The following is a 16,716-nucleotide window of genomic DNA, read 5'->3' as shown; positions in this document are numbered from 1 at the left end:
GACGCCCCGGGCGACGCCGTGTGGCTTCTTCCGGGACGGTGTGCCGAGCCGGGACGCGAGCTCGCCGCTCTCGAAGGCTGAGTCATGGCGGGCGACTGGCATGGTCCGGCGGCCGACTGGCGAGACCGGTAGCCGACCGCTGGTTCCGTGCTGCGGATGTACAGGCGCAAAGGGAGATCCTGATCGACTTCGGCGTACGGGTGATGCTCTTCCCGGCCTGCGCTCCCCTTCGCCGGGTGCCCGGTTTCCTTCACGGCCCCGAGCAGGACTGAGCTGGGGATGGCACCCGGCCGGCATCGACCGGTCGAGAGCGGCGGCGATGCTGCGCGCCCGCTCTCCCACGCCCCGCGGTTGGAGGAGGCCGCGGCCCGGGTGCGGGAGGCATGGCAGACCTCTTCGACGAGGCGTGATTACCGATAGAGCTACCGATGCCGAAAGGAATCGGGCATCTGCGCCAGGGGTGACGACCCCCCGTTCGGCCGGTCGGGAACCTTCCGTCCCGCCAGACTCTCAGGAGGGAACGCTCCGGTGGAGCGTGCGGATGGGCGATACGGGGCGGGCGTGACCGAGCGGGGTAAGACCGACCGTGCCGCCCCGGACGGGACGGGGCTGGGCATGACCGATCACGGTGTCCATCGCGCATACACGGCAACGCGAGACGGGCCGGGTGGGCGACGGTCCGGCAACGACCAACGCCGGGACAAGGGGCCGGTGCGTGCGGTGCCGCGGCACGTGGCCTGCGTGATGGACGGCAACGGCCGCTGGGCCCAGCGGCGTTCGCTTCCACGGACGGCGGGCCATCGGGCTGCCGAAACCACCGTCATCGACATCATCGAGGCGGCCCGGGCGGCCGGAGTCGAGTGGCTCAGCCTGTACGCCTTCTCCACCGAAAACTGGAACCGCCCCGGCACCGAGGTCGACTACCTGATGCGCCTGGTCCGCCGGGTTGTGCGCAAGCATGCACCCCTGCTGCTCGCTCGCGGCATCCGCTGCCGCTTCCTCGGAGCCGCCGACCCACGCATCCCCCGGGAGCTGGCCCAGGACTTCGACGACCTGGCGACGCTGACCGCCGACAACCGGGGAATGACGCTCACCGTCGCCTTCGACCACGGCGGGCGCCGGGACATCGTCGAAGCCGCCAGATCGCTGATCCGTAACGGGACACAAGCCGACGACGTGACCGAGCGGCTTTTCGCGGATCACCTGCCGTTCCCCGACACCCCCGACGTCGACCTCGTCATCCGCACCTCCGGCGAGCAGCGCATCTCCAACTTCATGCTCTGGCAGGTCGCCTACGCCGAGTGGGTCTTTCCCGACGTGCTCTGGCCGGACTTCCGGGCCCCTGACTTCCTCACCTGCCTGCACACCTACCGGCGCCGTGACCGCCGCTTCGGCGGCGTCCCGCCCCAGACGAACGGAGACCTGTCATGAGGACCGGGACCACCGGAACGGCCGACGAGACACCCCTGCTCGACACGCAACCGCCGTTCCGTGCCTTCTTCGACGACCCGCGCTGGGCGCTGGCCATCATCCGCGCCACCGTGCTGGAGGCCGCCCACCCGCAGATCGGAGCCGCTCTCGCCGACAACTCCACCTTCGTCGCCCACCCCTGGCGCCGACTGCGCAACACCTTCCTCAGCATGCGGCGCATGTTCGACGCCGACCCAGCGGTACGTGACCGGGAGGCCGCCCGGCTCAACAGGCTGCACGCCCGCATGAGCGGCTCCGACGCCCGCGGCCGCGCCTACGACGCCATGGACCGCGCGACCCGCGCCTGGGTGGTTGCCACCCTCTTCGAGAGCGCCGTCACCATGTGCCGGCTCAGCGGCCAGCCGCTCGACCAGGCCACGATGGAGCGGCTGTACGGCGAGTACCGTGCGTTCCTCGCCGCACTCGACGGCGACGCTGGGGAACTACCCGAGGACCTCAACGACTTCTGGCGCTACTTCGACAAAGTCGTCGAGGACGAGCTGGAGAACACCGAGGCCGCCCGCCTCATCCTCTACCGGCTCTTCGACCACCTGCCCGCCCCGGCACTGCTGGACGGCATGCCGGCCCTGTGGGCGGCCGGCCGCGCTGTCGTCGGTCCCCTCCTCGGCGCGATCACCGTCGCCTCGCTCCCCGAGCCCTACCGGCGCAAGGCCGGCCTGGCCGAAATGCCAGGCACCCCGACCCTCATGCAGGGCGCCTACCTCGCCGCCGGGCTGACCCGGTTCCTGCCCGAGGGCTGGATCAATGCCGAAACCATCATCGAGACCCTTTCCCTCTCGCCCGACAGCGACGACCCCCGTGCCCGAACCGTGACCGCGCTGCGCGCTCGCATGAAACAAGCCTCAGCCCTGCTCCGCCTCCTCACGCCACTGAGCGGCGACGCAGGCCCCGGCCCGGCCCCCGCTGCCTCGAAGACCACGGGAGGAGGCCGACGCTCGGCGGAGGAGTTCTTCCGCACGGTGCTGGACCAGACCGGCGACGGATGCCTCGACTGGCCCGACCTCGCCGCCATGGCACGCGAACTGGCCACCCGCCTCGACCTTGACGAACCCGAGGAGACAAGGCTCTACGACGCCTTCGCCGCCTGGTGGCGCGAGCTCCAGGCCGCCCTCGACACGGACGGTGACGGCCGTGTCAGCGCAGACGAGTACGCCGCAGCCATCCCCTTCCTCGCCGGGCCCGCGCTCATCCGCGTTGCCGAGGTGCTCTTCGACGCGACCGACAAGGACGGCAGCGGCACAATCGACGCAGACGAATACCGGGCGCTTTTCCGTACCGCCTTCCACCGCGACCTCACTGTCACCGGCAGCACCTACGGCCGCAGCGCCTTCGTGGGCGACTTCCTCGCCTTCATGGCGGGCCAACGCAGGAACACCGCGTACGACGCCCTGCTGGCCGACGCCTGACGAACTCGTGCAGGTTGGCGGCCACGGCTGCACGCTCTCCTGCGGGACGGTGGTGTGCGCGATTGTTGCGGTGAGGCCTCGGCCAAGAGGTCGTCTCAACTGGCTTGAAAACTAGGCTGACCGTCATGATGGCGATGGTGGAGCGGTTGGTGCCGGACACATTGTGGGGGTTGTTCCAGCGGGTGGTTCCGGCGCCACCGGTGCGACCGCAAGGTGGAGGGCGACGCTGTTGCGGGGACCGACAGGTCTTGGCTGCCATCGTGCTCGTGGCCAAGACTGGGTGTACGTGACGGCAACTGCCGCCGGGCTTCGGGCCGTCCGGGTCGACCGCGCACCGACGCTTCACCGAGTGGAGCAGGGCTCGAGTGTGGGGCAAGCTGCACCGCCCGGTCCTGGACGAGCCCGGCGCACGGGGCGGACTGGACTGGTGGCGGTGCGCGATCGACTCGGTGAACATGAGAGCCCTCAAAGGGGGACCTGACGGGTCCGAATCCCGTAGATCGCGGGAAAAAGGGGATTAAAGATCCACTTGATCACCGAGCGGACCGTTCTGCCCATCTCCATCGGTATCTCGGCTGCGAACACCCACGACAGCCAAGCGCTGGAGTCCCTGGTGCGGGGCATCCCGCCCATCCGCTCCCGTCGTGGGCCCCGCCGCCGTCGACCGGCCAAGCTGCACGGCGACAAGGGCTACGACTTTGACCGGCTACGCGCATGGCTCCGCTCCCGCAACATCACACCGCGCATCGCGCGCCGGGGCCTCGAGTCCTCCCAGCGCCTCGGTCGACACCGTTGGACCGTGGAACGCACCGTGGCATGGCTGTCCTGGTGTTGCCGCCTGCACCGTCGCTACGAGCGCAAGGCCGACCATTTCCTGGCATTCGTCGGCATCGCCGCAGCTCTCATCTGTCATCGCAGGCTGACAGCCTGATCAGCGTGATCTCCGAGCTGGGATGATCCGGCTGTAGAAAACGACACAGCAGCGAGGAGCGTCATGACCGACTACCTGCCCGCAGTCATGGCGATGCTCGGCCAGGCCCAAAACCACTACGCGGACCCCGCCGCCTGGGACCGCCTCCACGCAGAACTCGGCGTCCGGTTGCCGACCGACTACCAGACCCTCGTGGACGCGTACGCTCCCATCCAGCTCAACGGCCACCTATACCTGAGTCACCCCGCGACCGAACGCTGGAATCTGGGCGACCGGATACGTGACACGGCCCGCGCTTGGTCCGCAGTCTCCTGGGACGACCTGGACCCCGACGAGGACCCTCGCTTGTTGTTCGGACTCACAGAGTTGAGCTTCGGTACGCGCAAAGGACTGTGGCCCATCGCCGGCACCGACCGCGGTGAGACCCTGTTCCTCGTAGCCGTGGACGACCCAGCCCCCTGGATCCTGGTCGAAGACGGCGAGGGCGGTTGGGCAAGATACGACATGAGCTTCGCCGAATGGCTCTACCGCTATCTCATCGGCGAGGACATGGCCGGCCCCAACACCTCAGCCTTCTCTCCCGGCCCGGTACAGCTGCGCCGGCTTCCGATGGCCGACGGCGAACGGCCAGAACCGTGGACCGGGCCGTACCGCGGCATGTAGCCCTGCCTGCCACAGCAGTCACACACCCGTTGCCATAGATCCAAACGAGACGATCTCTAAGGGTGGACAGATGCGGCCGGTGCAGGTCAGGGAGTGTCAGACGTGGCGCACCCCTCGGGGCGATGGGCCGAGCTGCCCCCGGGAACTCCTGATCCCTGTCCTGAAGCATGGGAGACCGAGATGATGGGGGCCGCTCGAACGCTGGGAGCCATGCCCAGCTGTACCTGGCGTCGCCCGCGCTCTACGACCTCACCCACACCCTGCGGGTACTGCGGCGCGGCTGCGGAGATCCGGCCTGCTTGCCAGGAGCCGGACGGACATGGTGACGTACGTCCCGCACCCCCAACGGCCCGGTCACCCTCCAGATCGGCGACCACCCCAACGCCGTCGCCGGACGCCCGATCACCGGTACGGCGCGGGGCTCGGGCGCCGACCGAGCCCCGGAGCAGTTTCCGGCCCCGCTCGGTGCCGACGATGAGCCGGCCGTGTTCCGGCCTCGTCACCGAGTGATGGCCGCCGCGCGCCGTACGCACGGCGGCCACGGATGGCCGGTACGGGGCTGGTGACGGAGTCCCTCGTGCCGAGTGTGCTGGAGCAGCGGATCACCACCGGCACCGCCCACTGCACCGGGGGGCGCCTGCTGAACCGGTACGGGGAGAAGCCGTTCGGCAGGGTGCGGGTCAGACGGTGCCGCGCCAGCCGCCCGTCTCGGCGCCGCGGGACTCGATGAACTGCTTGAAGCGCTTCAGGTCACCGGTGGCCTGGCGCTTGACGAAGCCGAGCTTGTCACCGACCGTCTCGGCCAGGCCCTCGGGGTCGTGGTCGAGCTGCAGCATGACCTTGGTGGTGGTGTCGTCGATGTAGTGGAACGTTACGACACCGGCCTGCTTGGCCTCACCGCCGACGCTGGTCCAGGCGACCCGTTCGTCGGGAATCTGCTCGGTGATCTCCGCGTCGAACTCCCGCTCGACACCGGCGATCTTCGTCTTCCAGTGCGTCAGGGTCTGCGTACGCTGCTCGATCCGCTCCACCCCCTCCATGAACTGCGGGAAGCTCTCGAACTGCGTCCACTGGTTGTACGCGGCACTGACCGGGACGCTGACCTCGATGGATTCTTCAACCTGCGACACGATGCACTCCTTCGTGGGGGATGTCCCCCTGGGGTGCCCCCGGGGGATGTCTCCCTGGGGTGCCCGCGATCACGCCCGGCACACCCGGAACCCGCCCACTGGCGGCGCGAACAGACCGAACTCCTTCAGAACGCCCCCTCCACCGACCAGCCCGTCACCGGCGGCGATGGCTGGCAGCGAGACCGACGGCGTCCCCTCCGCGGTCACCACCGCACTCAGTGAGGTCTCCACCACTCACGCGAGCCTGCTGCCCAGCGCCCTCCTCGGCGCGCCCGGAAGCGGCCCCGCCCCCGTCGGGGCAGTCGCGCGACCTGACCGGCATCGACGCGGCTGGGAACCTCGCCAGGGTCTGTGGGAGCTCACCGGGCTTGACAGCGACCTGGAGGAGCTGACCGTCAGCCGCACCGACAGCCTGAGCAGCCCCGGCGACCTGGGCGAGGCACCGGACCCGCGTGTACTGGACCTCCGCGACCTTCCCGCGCTCGCCGATCTCGGCCTCCTGAGCGGTCTGACCGCGCTCACCACGGTCGGCATCAGGGCGTGCCCCGTGCTCACGGATCTCAGCGCGCTTGCCCGCACGCCGCTCACCGGACTGTCGCTTCACCACACGACGGCACTGGACTCGCTCCGTGTGCTGGAGGAATGCCGCGACCTGCGCGTTCTGAGCGTGCGGGCCGCCGAGATGCTCGCGTTACCCGCTGCCTGAAGTCCGGTCGAGGCCGGGAGAAGTCCAGCGCAAGCTGTCCGTCGTCGGCGATGCGCGCGAGGCCTCTCTCCGGCGGTGCCTTTGGTTCCCGAAGGCGCGCTCTCGTCCAGGGTCTGGGCGCGCCTTGCTGTGCCTTTGCTCATTCGAGCAGGAGGCCCACCGGCTGGACGCAGCGGTGTCCACGTGCTGACGTCGGTGGGTCAATATCTATGGCCACGGCGTCAGGATTTAATGCGCGGCGCCAGGAGCGTTACTGCAGCGAAAGGATCAGCGGAATCATTCAGCGTACCCAGATCGCTGCAGCGTGCTACTGTCGGTCTCGGTTGCAGTTGTGGTTCCCAGGGCTACTAGCTTCTGTGTGGGTATTTTCGGCCAGCAGACGCTTCATTTTTTCCGGGTTTCTCCGGTCGGGGCATCATCGCGGCGACGCAGGATCCGTACTCGCGGGTCTCGGCGTACCTGCCCCCTGAAGGAGATGTCACATGGTGTCAGGAAATGTGAAGTGGGTCAGTGCGGCCAAGGGTTTTGGCTTCATCGAGCAGGACGGCGGCGCTGATGTTTCCGCCCACTCCTCGAACATCGCCGCCGATGGCTCCCGTGAACTGATGGAAAGCCAGAAGGTCACCTTCGACATCGCGCCCAGCCCGAAGGGGCCGACGGCCGAAAATATCGTTCCCGCCTGACACTGCATAATCTTTGCCTCCGGGTTTGCTGCCCCGTCTCTGGATTCCCGCTCGGCGGTGACAGAGATTCTCGATCCGTAGCGTCACTTGTCTCGTGGCCTGCCTCCCCATGCGGGATCAGCCGCACGTCCTATTTGATTCCTCGTTCTGCTCGGCCCGTTCTCGTGATTCCCTGCGCTGTTCTTTCGCTGCTGGAATTCCTTGATGCGTGTCGTCTCAAGGAAGGTTCTGAATGAACCCCACGCGTACGAACAATCGCTCTACCCGCGCACGTAGCCGTACCGCCGACTCCATTCGTGGCGGCAGCCGCGTCTATTCGACCACTGCGACCGGTTCGGCCGCTCCGGCTCGTTCCGGAGGTCCGAGCCGCTCGGGTGGCCGGGGACGGCGGCCCGTCGCGGTCCATGGCGAGTTCGCCCTGCCGGTCACGGTCACTCCCGCACTGCCTGCTGCCGAGGCTTTCGCCGACCTCGACATGCCGAAGCAGTTGTTGGCGGCGCTGACCGTGCAGGGGGTGAGCGTTCCGTTCCCGATCCAGGGGGCGACCCTCCCCAACACTCTCGCGGGCCGCGACGTCTTGGGACGCGGGCGCACCGGCTCCGGCAAGACCCTTGCCTTCGGACTGGCCCTGCTGGCCCGTACCGCCGGTCAGCGTGCCGAGCCCCGGCAGCCGCTGGCCCTGGTTCTCGTGCCGACGCGTGAGCTGGCCCAGCAGGTGACCGACGCCCTGGCCCCTTATGCCCGTTCGGTCAAGCTGCGCCTGGCTACCGTTGTCGGCGGTATGTCGATCGGGAGGCAGGCCCAGGCGCTGCGCGGTGGTGCCGAGGTCGTCGTGGCGACGCCGGGCCGGCTCAAGGACCTCATCGACCGCGGTGACTGCCGACTTGACCAGGTCGCGATCAGCGTCCTGGACGAGGCGGACCAGATGGCCGACATGGGCTTCATGCCCCAGGTCACCGAGCTTCTGGACCAGGTCCGCCCCGAGGGCCAGCGGATGCTGTTCTCCGCCACCCTGGACCGCAACGTCGACCGCTTGGTCCGCCGCTACCTCACCGACCCGGTCGTCCACTCCGTCGACCCCTCCGCCGGTGCGGTCACCACGATGGAGCACCACGTGCTCCACGTGCACGGCACCGACAAGCACCGTACGACCACCGAGATCGCTGCGCGCGACGGCCGGGTCATCATGTTCCTGGACACCAAGCGGGCTGTGGACAAGCTCACCGACCACCTGCTGGCCAGCGGGGTGCGGGCCGCGGCTCTGCACGGCGGGAAGGCGCAGTCGCAGCGCACCCGGACCCTGACCCAGTTCAAGACCGGGCACGTCACCGTACTCGTGGCCACGAACGTCGCCGCCCGCGGCATCCACGTCGACAACCTCGACCTCGTCGTCAACGTCGACCCGCCGACCGACCACAAGGACTACCTCCACCGCGGCGGCCGAACCGCCCGGGCAGGGGAGTCCGGCAGCGTCGTCACCCTGGTCACCCCCAACCAGCGCCGCGACATGACCCGCCTCATGACCGCCGCCGGCATCGTGCCCCAGACCACCCAGGTCCGCTCCGGCGAAGAGGCACTCGGCCGCATCACCGGCGCCCAGACCCCCTCCGGCATTCCCGTGACGATCACCGCGCCGGTGGCCGCGCGGCCTCAGCGCAGCACGTCCTCACGCGGCCGGCGTCGCCCTGCCCCCGCAACCCGGCGCGCGAGCGCACATCAGGCCGCCGTCAACGCGGCGGCCTGAGAACTCCGTGATCCGGAAGCTGACCCACTTGTGCAGGAGGCACCTATTGACGCTCGTTCAGATGCAGCCCCGCTCAACCAAGGCCACAGCCGTAGGCAGGACGGTGGCCGAGGTCATGGACACCGCCGGCCTCCAGGTGTACGACGACATGACCGTTGAGGTGGCCCTGTCCGTCATGGCCAGTGCCCGTACCGGACATCTGCTGGTCTGCGACGACAGCAGTCTGTGCATCGGACTCATCACGCACGCCCGGCTCACAGCATTCCGCGAGAGTCCGGCGTACTCGGACAGGGTCCGGCTGCGGGACATCTTCCGCGACCGAGGACCCTTCACATCACCGTGGGCCACCATGGCCGAAGCCGGGCACATGATGCGCCACAGTGACGTCGACGCCCTGCCTGTGATCGACGAACACGGCAGTGCCCTGGGCGTGTTCGCTCTGGCCCGCTGAGCTGTCCCAGCGCAGCGGAACCACTCCATCGTCGTTTCTCCCCTTGTGAGGCAGCATGCGCTTCGTCATCGCCCGCTTCCCGTTCGACCTGACCAGGAGCGGCGTCCTGGAATCGATGAAGGGCATCAAGCCCGAGCACGCCGCCGGCGAATCGGTGATCATCGGCCGACGCACCTACCCCGTCAAGCAGGTCGGACAGGTCATCACACGTCAGGACCGCCGCGACTTCAGTGCCGGCGAGGTTCTACGGGCCATGACCCAGCTCGGCTTTACCTGCCGCAGCCTGGTCCCTGCCCCTGTCCCCACACGGGTTCCCACGTCGGTGGAGCAGGCATCCGCGATGCTCGGCGCACCTCTGCCTGCCTGACGAGCAGGCAGACGAGTGCTGTCGGCCAGAACATGGATGGGGGTCCGGCCGGAGTGTTCCGGCCGGACCCCCACCGCGTACGGAGATCCCCGGCGGGGCAGCGGTTCAGTGGTCGGAGTAGCTGAATTCGCCCATGGCCCAGGCCGAAAACGCATCGTGCTTCGGCGTGAGGCCGATCATATGCGCCGGCCAGACCCTGCTGCTCTCCTGTGGGGTGAGGCTTCGACGACGGCGCTGAGGCCTCGTCGAGGACGGGAAACTGCCGGCAGCGGCAGGGCAGTCAGGCCCTCTTCCCCTGCGACCGCCTGTTCAGAGGAGAGACGAGTCGGCTTGTCTCCGCGTCGATTCGGCCTGCACACGCGCACCTGGCGCACAGCACCGTACGAGCCGGGCGGCCAGGTCGCCGTAGGGCTCGGGACGAGCAAGATGCCCGGCACCCGCCCCCGTCTTGCCCAACCACCACCACACCTGGCGTGGTAGTCAACCTGTGTGGCGGGGCCGGCCTGCACAGGACACGGTCCGAGCACATCCGGGCCAGCACCTGCACCGGCAGGTCCCGCAGGAGGTAGGCCAGGCACGGTGCGTCGTATCCGGCGTCCGCGATGACCAGGACGTCCGGGCCACCTGCCTGCCACTGGGCTGTGGTGGTCAGCTGCTCGATCAGGCCGCGCAGCTGTCGGGCAATAACGGCGGCGGTGTCGCCCCCCGGGGCGAGGCGTGACGCGTCCAGCGGGGCGTCCACGAGCTGCGCCCCGGCTCCAGCGCGCGGACGGTCGAGTACGGCCGTCCGGGAATAGGAACGTGCTGGTCCATTGCCCCGGCCGTAGGTGTGACACAGGATCCGCTCCGGTGAGGTGTGGGCGTCGGGCCGCAGTCGGCAGGTGTCGACGGCCAGGACCGGCCGGTCGTCGGACGCCCGGGGCGGCGGCACCGATGACAGGGCCCGGTCCATCCGCGGCGATACAGCCCTGGGCGAGGGCGGCGTAGAGCCCTCCGTGACCGCGGTGGTGTCCGCCCACCAGCGGTAGCTCGGCCGGCGACCTCACCGGCCCGTCACCACACAAGTCCGCTTCGGCCAGCTCGAACAACGCATCCGAACGAGCGGTGAGACACGAGTGCAACTCACCCCGGGAGCGTGACCTTCCGCCAGCGGCTCTCGTCGGGCGTCGCGATGCAGCGGACTCATCCTCACGGCGTTCGTGCTGGACGCGTGTGTTCCTTGGTCGGAGCACATGTTCGGACGAAGGCCGCTTCCGTGTACGGCGGATACCGAACCGAGTGATCGAGTACGACGCAGCGTTCGACGACGTACGTTGAAGATCAAGTCAGGTGCCGATCAGCTCACGCACGGTGGCCATGTCGCCGAAGGGAAGCAGCTCGCCCCGGATGCTCTGGTGAGGTTCGCTGCCCTTGCCCGCGATGAGCACGATGTCGTCCGGCCCCGCCTCCGCCAGCGCGGCGGCGATGGCCGAGCGGCGGTCGGTCAGCCGCTCGAACGGCGTCCCGGTCGACATGATGCCCTTCGCGATCTGGTCGAGGATGCCCTCGGGGTCTTCGTATCGGGGGTTGTCGGAGGTGAGAACGCACAGGTCGGAGTGGGTGCCCGCGATCGCGCCCATCTCGGCGCGCTTGGTGGTGTCGCGGTCGCCGCCACAGCCGAACACGGTGATGACCCGGCCCCGGGCGAAGCCCCGGATGGTGGTGAGGACCTTGTCGAGGGAGTCCGGCGAGTGGGCGTAGTCCACGATCACCGAGGTATCCCCGGGGATCTGGAGGCGCTCGAAGCGGCCAGGGATCTGCGGCATCCGCTCCAGCGCGTCCACCAGCCCGGCCAGACCGTGGCCCAAGAGGTGGCACGCGGCCACCGTGGCCAGCGCGTTGGAGACGGAGAACCGGCCCGGCGACGGGATGGCCGCCGGATACTTGCGACCGTCGTGGTGCAGGGTGAACCGGGAGCCCGAGGCGTCCACGGTGAGGTCGCTCGCGCGGTAGTCCGCGTCGCCGTCCAGCGCGTACGTGGTCACCGCGCCGGGCATCAGCTTCCGGATCCCGGCACCCACCGGGTCGTCGGCGTTGACCACGGCGCGTCGGCACAGGCCCTGGAAGAGGCGGAGTTTGGCGTCCCGGTAGTTCTCCATGGTGCCGTGGTCGTCGAGGTGGTCCTGGGTCAGGTTGGTGAAGACGCCGACGTCGATGAACGTCCGGTCCAGGCGGTGCGTCAGCAGCCCCATCGACGTGGCCTCCAGGACGACGCTTCCGCACCCCCGGTCGCGCATGTGGCCCAACAGGTACTGGAGATCGGGCGATTCCGGAGTACTGAGCACCGATGGCGGCATCGGGATGACCTCGTCCCCGATCCGGCTGCCCGCGGTGCCGATCACTCCGACCCGGGCCTGCTCGGCGAGCCGCAGCACCGACTCGGTCATGTACGAGACGGATGTCTTTCCGTTGGTCCCGGTGATGGCGATCAGGTCCATCGCCCGGCCCGGTTCGCCGAAGTAGCGCGATGCCACCATGGCGGTGGCCTTGCGGACATCAGGGACGCGTACGGCGCACACGTCGCCCATTGCCGCGGGCAGGGGAGGCGCCTGGTCGTCGACGAGTACGGCGACCGCGCCGCGTGCGACGGCCGGGGCGACGGCGTGCGGGCCGCCGGCGGCATGGCCGGGCACAGCGGCGAAGACGGAGCCGGGGGTGACCCGGTCCGCGTCGATCGTTACGCCGGCGGTGACGTCCGTGCGGTCGGGGGTGCCCCGCAGTGCATGGTGCTCCTGTCCGGCCATGAGGTCGCTCAGCTTCACGATGATCCCTTCGAGTGCGGCGTCGGCCGGGTGGTGCGCCGTAGCCGGGAAGCGGCACGGGCGGGTGTGCCGTGGGCCGCGTGCTGCTGTGGAGCCGATCGTGGAACGCACGCCTCCGGCGGACGCCGGACGCGACGAGGGCTCCGGCGCTCGGCGCGCCGGAGATGTGGTGTCGGTGTGTGTGGCGGGGCAGGCGGTCACGCCGGGGACGTGGAACGCCGGATGCCGCTGCCGGGAACGGGCGCGAAGATCGCTAGCCGTGGCCGTGCAGTGCGGTACGGCCCGTTCCGGGCGCCGCGTCGGCGGGCGCCGGGGGCACAGCCACCGAGGCGGCGACCGGGGGCAGCGCGGAGCAGGCCCGGTGCGGGCACTGATTCGGCTCGGCGCTGTGTCCCATGGGCCGAGTGTACGGGGTGGAAGGAACGGGCCCCGTTCCGCGCCGGCCGGGGGGTGGCAGGCGGCTCTGCCGGTGATCTTGGAACTACCCGGTGCGGCAGCAAAGAAGTGACCTCTGACGGCAGGAACGTGGCAGGCGATCAATTTGGCTGCTCATCTATCCGGCGGCCCCGCCGTCGGCCCGACGCCCTGCTCGGCGACAAGGGCTACGACTCCAACCCGAACCGGCACGCGCTACGCAAGCGACGGATCCTGCCGGTCATCTCGCGCAAGGGCTGCCCGAACATCAAAGGAATGGGCAAGCTCCGCTACGTCGTCGAGCAGACCTTCGCCTTGCTCCACCACTTCAAGCGGCTCGCCGTCCGCTGGGAACGCCTCACCGAACTCCACGGCGCCTTCGTCTCCCTGGCCTGCAGCCTGATCTGCTGGAGACGCCTCAAGAAGACCCACACATGATCCTGTTACGAGCTCTAAAGGATGTTGGTGGATGCGAAACGGGACAACCCGGACCGTCAGGTGAGGTTGAGTTTTCCCGGACAGTGATCCACACCGTCAGTTGCTGGACACCATCCCGCCGCTCAGCCCCGTTCGGCAATCAGCCTCACCGAAGGACCCCACTTGCCTGAGCACCCCCGACACTCGTCCCCCACGGTGGCCCGTACCTCCTGCCCCGCCCGCCCATGACACCTCCCTCCTCGCGCGGGCGATGCGGGACATGCGTCTGACGTGGCGTGCCCGGGGGATCCTGGCTGAACTTGCCGTCGGCTACGCACCTGGGCAGGAGCCCACGATCAGCGAACTGGTCTCCCTCACCCGCGAGGAGCGTCTGGCTGCCGAGGGCCGTGAGGCCTTCCGTACAGCGATCGGTGAGCTGCGCGGCCTCGGCTACCTCTCTCCGGACGCCTTCACCGCCTCCGGTGTGGGGGAGCGCCTGGTCGTCGATCTCGCCCCGGCTGCGGAAGCCTGGTTGATCCCGCAGCATCGTGGCCTCGGCCTGTACCCGGACGGGAGCTGACCACCGGCCGGGCGGCAGAACGTCCGCTTCGTGTGATGGGGCGGCCCGCCTATCCTGCAGGCATGGGCCAACCCATTGAACTCGTCATATTCGACTGCGACGGTGTCCTTGTCGACAGCGAACGCATCGCGGTGCGCGTGGATGCGCTCGTCCTGGCCGAGCTGGGATGGAAACTCTCCGAAGCCGAGATCGTCGACCGGTTCATGGGGCTCTCCAGCCGGTCGATGACGCGGCAAATAGAGGACCACCTCGGGCGCCGTCTGCCGGCCGACTGGGAGGAAGAGTTCAAGCCTCTCTACCACGATGCGCTCGCCGCCGAACTCACCCCCGTCGAGGGCATCGTCGACGCCCTTGATGCGCTCACACATCTCCCCACCTGTGTGGCATCCAGCGGGAGCCACGACAAGATGCGTTTCACCCTGGGGATCACGGGTCTCTTCCCACGCTTCGAAGGCCGCATCTTCAGCGCCACCGAGGTCCAGCACGGCAAACCGGCCCCGGATCTGTTCCTTCACGCCGCGCGGACGATGGGGATCGCGCCTGAGGCATGCGCCGTGGTCGAGGACAGCCGGTACGGCCTCCAGGCAGCCCGGGCCGCGGGTATGCGAGCCTTCGCCTACGCCGGGGGAATGACGCCCGCGGACCGGCTCGAAGGCCCCAGCACCGTCGTCTTCGACGATATGCGCAGACTGCCCGGCCTCCTGGGGGATCAGTGACCGTCACCCGCGCTCGGCCCGCCTTCACCGTCCCGTCGCGACGGGTGCGGTGCCGCCGCAGGAAGCCCGGATGATCAGGTTGGGCCACAACTCGACTCGGTGCACCGGGCGTTCGACCGGATCGACGCCGCGTAACCCCGACCGACTTCGGCCACATCAAGTGGGGCCTGTACCGCCCCGCCTCCTCGACGGAAGCGGGCGATCCCGCGACACGCGTGGTCCAGCACGACGACATCCGGGTGATCGACCTGAGGTGAACCCCGGTGCGGGGTGACCGCGGTCACCCCGCGGGTCACGTCGACCAGACCACCTTGCCCTGATGCACGATGACCACCTTCGCGTCGGCCCTCAGCACCATCTGGGCGCCGCCGAAGTCATGCGTCTTGGAAGCCCAGATGGCCCGGTCGTCGCCGTTGTGGATGACCAGATTGCCGTCGGGCTGGAAGATCGCCCGGTGGTTCTCACCGAAGGTCATGGCGGCCCAGATCGGCTTGTTCTGCTCGTTGTAGACGACGAGGTTGCCGTCCTGCTGCATCGTCATGCGGATGCGGTTGGTGGCCCAGGACTGGCCGACCCCGATGGAGCTGGTCGCGGAGACCGTCTGGGTGCCCCAGTTCGGCTTCGGGGCCGCCTTGGGCTTCGGTTTCGGCGAGGCCTTCGGCTTCTCGGCGGGGGCGCTCGTCCGGGGCGCGGGCGAAGGCGCCACGGGTGCGGGGGCGGCCTTCGGCGGGGCCGTCCTCTTCTGCTCCGTCGGGGACGGCGTGGGCTTCACCGCCACGTAGTCGTCCAGGGCCGCAGGGGCCGAGTCCGGGTCGAGGACCGTGTCGGCGCTCCCCGCGACCGGTGTGGTGGTGGGGCGTCGGGGCTCGTCGTCGTTCGCGCTGCCCATCAGCAGCACGGGTATCGCGACCAGGGCGGCGCCGACGAACGCGGCCCCCGCCAGGACCGGGGTGCGGGGGCGGCCCTTGTCGGCGGCGGTGAGCGTCTTGGTGTCCGGCTTCGCGGCGACGGCCGCGGCCAGGGCGATGCCCTCCGTGCGGCCCTCGGGTGCTTCGATGGTCCGCGCCGTGGACGAGGGCCCGGACGGGGCGGTGGCCTTCGGGGATTCCTCGGCCGTGGCTGTGGCTGTGGCCTTGGCCTTGGCTTCGGCCGGGGTCCGGGACTTCTCGGTACCGGCCCTTGCGGCGGGCTCGGTCGGGGTCTCCTCGGTGCCGGCCGTCGCGGCGGCCTCGATCCGGGGCTCCTGCGCCTCGGCCGGGGCGGCTGACTGTGGGGACGCGGGACCGGCCTTCTCCGTGGTGGGAGGCGCGGAAGTGGCGCCGGACTTCTCCGCGGCTGCCGCCGCGGACTCGGTGCCGGGGGCGGGGGGCTCGGGGGGCATGTGCTGACTCCTCCTCGGGGGCGAGCCCAACGTAGCCCGTCGCGGGAGTGGGAGAGGACACTCGCCTCAACAGGCCGCTGTCGGTTTGTCATCCCGCGCCTTTCCTGTACCGGAAAGTTCCGTGCTCGGGCAGCAAACGGGCAGGCAGAAGGCTGATACGGGCCCGGTGCCGGACCCCGCGAACGGAGCTCGTATGACATCCTGTTGAGGCCGTTCGGCACTCAAAGATTCGTACGGAGCCAAGAGTTCAGGTGGATGCCTCCCTCGTGCCGGAAGCCGTGAAGGACGCCGCACGTCGTGCGCCCGGCCACTGGATCGGAATCGTCGATCCGGAGTGGACGCAGGCGCGGACGCCGCCGGAGTGGGCCGTGCTGGGGGAGTGGCAGTCGGACGAGAGCGGGAGCGTGGGCGAGTACCGAGCCAACCCCGCCTACCGTCCCTCGGCCCGGGTCCTCGGCTGGCCGGAGCCCACCGATCCGGTGGACGCGGCCGCCCAACGGGCCGCCACGGGGTACGGCACGGTGGACGAGGCGCTGGCCGCACTCGCGGAGGCGGACGTCACCGTCGTACGGGGGCCGGACGGCGGGCCACTCCTGGCCGCGGGGCGGGACGGGGCGCCGGTGGTGCTCCTGTTCACCTCGCCCACCCACGCGTTCATGTCCGCGGCACTTCACCATGACACCGTGTCCGCGCGGGAGCTGGCGGGGTCGCTGGTGGAGACCGGCGCCCTGCTGATGGTCAACTCCGGTGCCGCGGCTCCGCTGCTCGTTCCCGCCGACAGCCTTCCCGGTGCCGTGAGTTCCGGCCCGGTGACCGAGGCCGACGGCCCCGCCCC

The 16,716-nt window shown here is 69.4% G+C and carries 17 protein-coding genes and 1 pseudogene; 13 read left to right on the top strand and 5 right to left on the bottom strand.

Annotated elements, in window-relative coordinates; all coding sequences use genetic code 11:
• Positions 1 to 711: 711 nt before the first annotated feature.
• The 4 genes and pseudogenes from uppS (at position 712) to D3105_RS08350 (ending at position 4,491) form a co-directional block, all read left to right on the top strand.
• A complete protein-coding gene (gene uppS, locus D3105_RS08365; protein WP_118901648.1) occupies positions 712 to 1,431 on the top strand; it encodes a polyprenyl diphosphate synthase in 720 nt (239 codons plus the stop codon).
• Positions 1,428 to 2,897, top strand: coding sequence for an oxygenase MpaB family protein (locus D3105_RS08360; protein ID WP_118901645.1), 1,470 nt, complete (start codon positions 1,428 to 1,430; stop codon positions 2,895 to 2,897). Before uppS ends, D3105_RS08360 begins: the two co-directional genes overlap by 4 nt.
• A 134-nt stretch (positions 2,898 to 3,031) precedes the next feature.
• Positions 3,032 to 3,828 (top strand): annotated as a pseudogene (locus D3105_RS08355) (IS5 family transposase).
• A 63-nt stretch (positions 3,829 to 3,891) separates the two neighbouring features.
• Positions 3,892 to 4,491 carry an SMI1/KNR4 family protein gene (locus tag D3105_RS08350; RefSeq protein WP_118901642.1) on the top strand — a complete coding sequence of 200 codons (600 nt, stop codon included), beginning with the start codon at positions 3,892 to 3,894 and terminating at the stop codon, positions 4,489 to 4,491.
• Positions 4,492 to 5,171: 680 nt separating this feature from the next.
• On the opposite strand, the gene D3105_RS08345 is transcribed toward D3105_RS08350, so the two are convergent.
• Positions 5,172 to 5,621 (bottom strand): SRPBCC family protein, encoded by a 450-nt coding sequence (locus D3105_RS08345; RefSeq protein ID WP_118901639.1) that lies wholly within the window; start codon positions 5,619 to 5,621, stop codon positions 5,172 to 5,174.
• Between the two features lie 166 nt (positions 5,622 to 5,787).
• On the opposite strand from D3105_RS08345, the gene D3105_RS35235 reads away from it, so the two are divergent.
• The 5 genes from D3105_RS35235 to D3105_RS08320 all read left to right on the top strand — a co-directional run bounded on the left by D3105_RS35235 (position 5,788) and on the right by D3105_RS08320 (position 9,572).
• A complete protein-coding gene (locus D3105_RS35235; RefSeq protein ID WP_240646844.1) occupies positions 5,788 to 6,327 on the top strand; it encodes a hypothetical protein in 540 nt (179 codons plus the stop codon).
• 482 nt (positions 6,328 to 6,809) lie between these two features.
• Positions 6,810 to 7,010, top strand: coding sequence for a cold-shock protein (locus D3105_RS08335; protein WP_118901636.1), 201 nt, complete (start codon positions 6,810 to 6,812; stop codon positions 7,008 to 7,010).
• A 232-nt stretch (positions 7,011 to 7,242) separates the two neighbouring features.
• A complete protein-coding gene (locus tag D3105_RS08330) occupies positions 7,243 to 8,754 on the top strand; it encodes a DEAD/DEAH box helicase (RefSeq protein WP_118901633.1) in 1,512 nt (503 codons plus the stop codon).
• A 46-nt stretch (positions 8,755 to 8,800) separates the two neighbouring features.
• A complete protein-coding gene (locus D3105_RS08325; RefSeq protein WP_118901696.1) occupies positions 8,801 to 9,205 on the top strand; it encodes a CBS domain-containing protein in 405 nt (134 codons plus the stop codon).
• Between the two features lie 55 nt (positions 9,206 to 9,260).
• Entirely contained in the window at positions 9,261 to 9,572 is a 312-nt protein-coding gene (locus D3105_RS08320) for an SCO5918 family protein (RefSeq protein WP_118901630.1), read from the top strand.
• A gap of 280 nt (positions 9,573 to 9,852) precedes the next feature.
• On the opposite strand, the gene D3105_RS35850 is transcribed toward D3105_RS08320, so the two are convergent.
• The 3 genes from D3105_RS35850 to D3105_RS34505 all read right to left on the bottom strand — a co-directional run bounded on the left by D3105_RS35850 (position 9,853) and on the right by D3105_RS34505 (position 12,770).
• Positions 9,853 to 10,524, bottom strand: coding sequence for a transposase (locus tag D3105_RS35850; protein ID WP_118901627.1), 672 nt, complete (start codon positions 10,522 to 10,524; stop codon positions 9,853 to 9,855).
• A gap of 373 nt (positions 10,525 to 10,897) precedes the next feature.
• Entirely contained in the window at positions 10,898 to 12,373 is a 1,476-nt protein-coding gene (locus tag D3105_RS08310) for a UDP-N-acetylmuramoyl-L-alanyl-D-glutamate--2,6-diaminopimelate ligase (RefSeq protein ID WP_118901624.1), read from the bottom strand.
• A 253-nt stretch (positions 12,374 to 12,626) separates the two neighbouring features.
• Entirely contained in the window at positions 12,627 to 12,770 is a 144-nt protein-coding gene (locus D3105_RS34505; RefSeq protein WP_165890984.1) for a hypothetical protein, read from the bottom strand.
• 128 nt (positions 12,771 to 12,898) lie between these two features.
• Here D3105_RS34505 and D3105_RS34500 point away from each other — a divergent pair, with 128 nt between their 5' ends.
• The 3 genes from D3105_RS34500 to D3105_RS08295 all read left to right on the top strand — a co-directional run bounded on the left by D3105_RS34500 (position 12,899) and on the right by D3105_RS08295 (position 14,500).
• The gene (locus D3105_RS34500) at positions 12,899 to 13,225 is read left to right on the top strand and encodes a transposase (protein ID WP_165890983.1); all 327 of its coding nucleotides are present in this window, start codon (positions 12,899 to 12,901) and stop codon (positions 13,223 to 13,225) included.
• Between the two features lie 259 nt (positions 13,226 to 13,484).
• Positions 13,485 to 13,784, top strand: a complete 300-nt coding sequence (locus D3105_RS08300) for a hypothetical protein (RefSeq protein WP_240646843.1) — start codon at positions 13,485 to 13,487, stop codon at positions 13,782 to 13,784.
• Positions 13,785 to 13,846: 62 nt separating this feature from the next.
• Positions 13,847 to 14,500, top strand: a complete 654-nt coding sequence (locus D3105_RS08295; RefSeq protein ID WP_118901617.1) for an HAD family hydrolase — start codon at positions 13,847 to 13,849, stop codon at positions 14,498 to 14,500.
• 292 nt (positions 14,501 to 14,792) lie between these two features.
• On the opposite strand, the gene D3105_RS08290 is transcribed toward D3105_RS08295, so the two are convergent.
• Positions 14,793 to 15,881: a mannose-binding protein gene (locus D3105_RS08290; RefSeq protein ID WP_118901615.1), complete on the bottom strand. Its 1,089-nt coding sequence runs from the start codon at positions 15,879 to 15,881 to the stop codon at positions 14,793 to 14,795.
• A 251-nt stretch (positions 15,882 to 16,132) separates the two neighbouring features.
• Here D3105_RS08290 and D3105_RS08285 point away from each other — a divergent pair.
• The coding region (locus tag D3105_RS08285; protein WP_118901611.1) for a type VII secretion system-associated protein at positions 16,133 to 16,716 on the top strand (584 nt) is incomplete at its 3' end.

The sequence above is a fragment of the Streptomyces globisporus genome (genome assembly GCF_003501885.1).
GTDB lineage: Bacteria > Actinomycetota > Actinomycetes > Streptomycetales > Streptomycetaceae > Streptomyces > Streptomyces globisporus_D.
The sequence above is the reverse complement of the archived record's forward strand: the minus strand, read 5'-3'. Positions and strand labels throughout refer to the sequence as shown.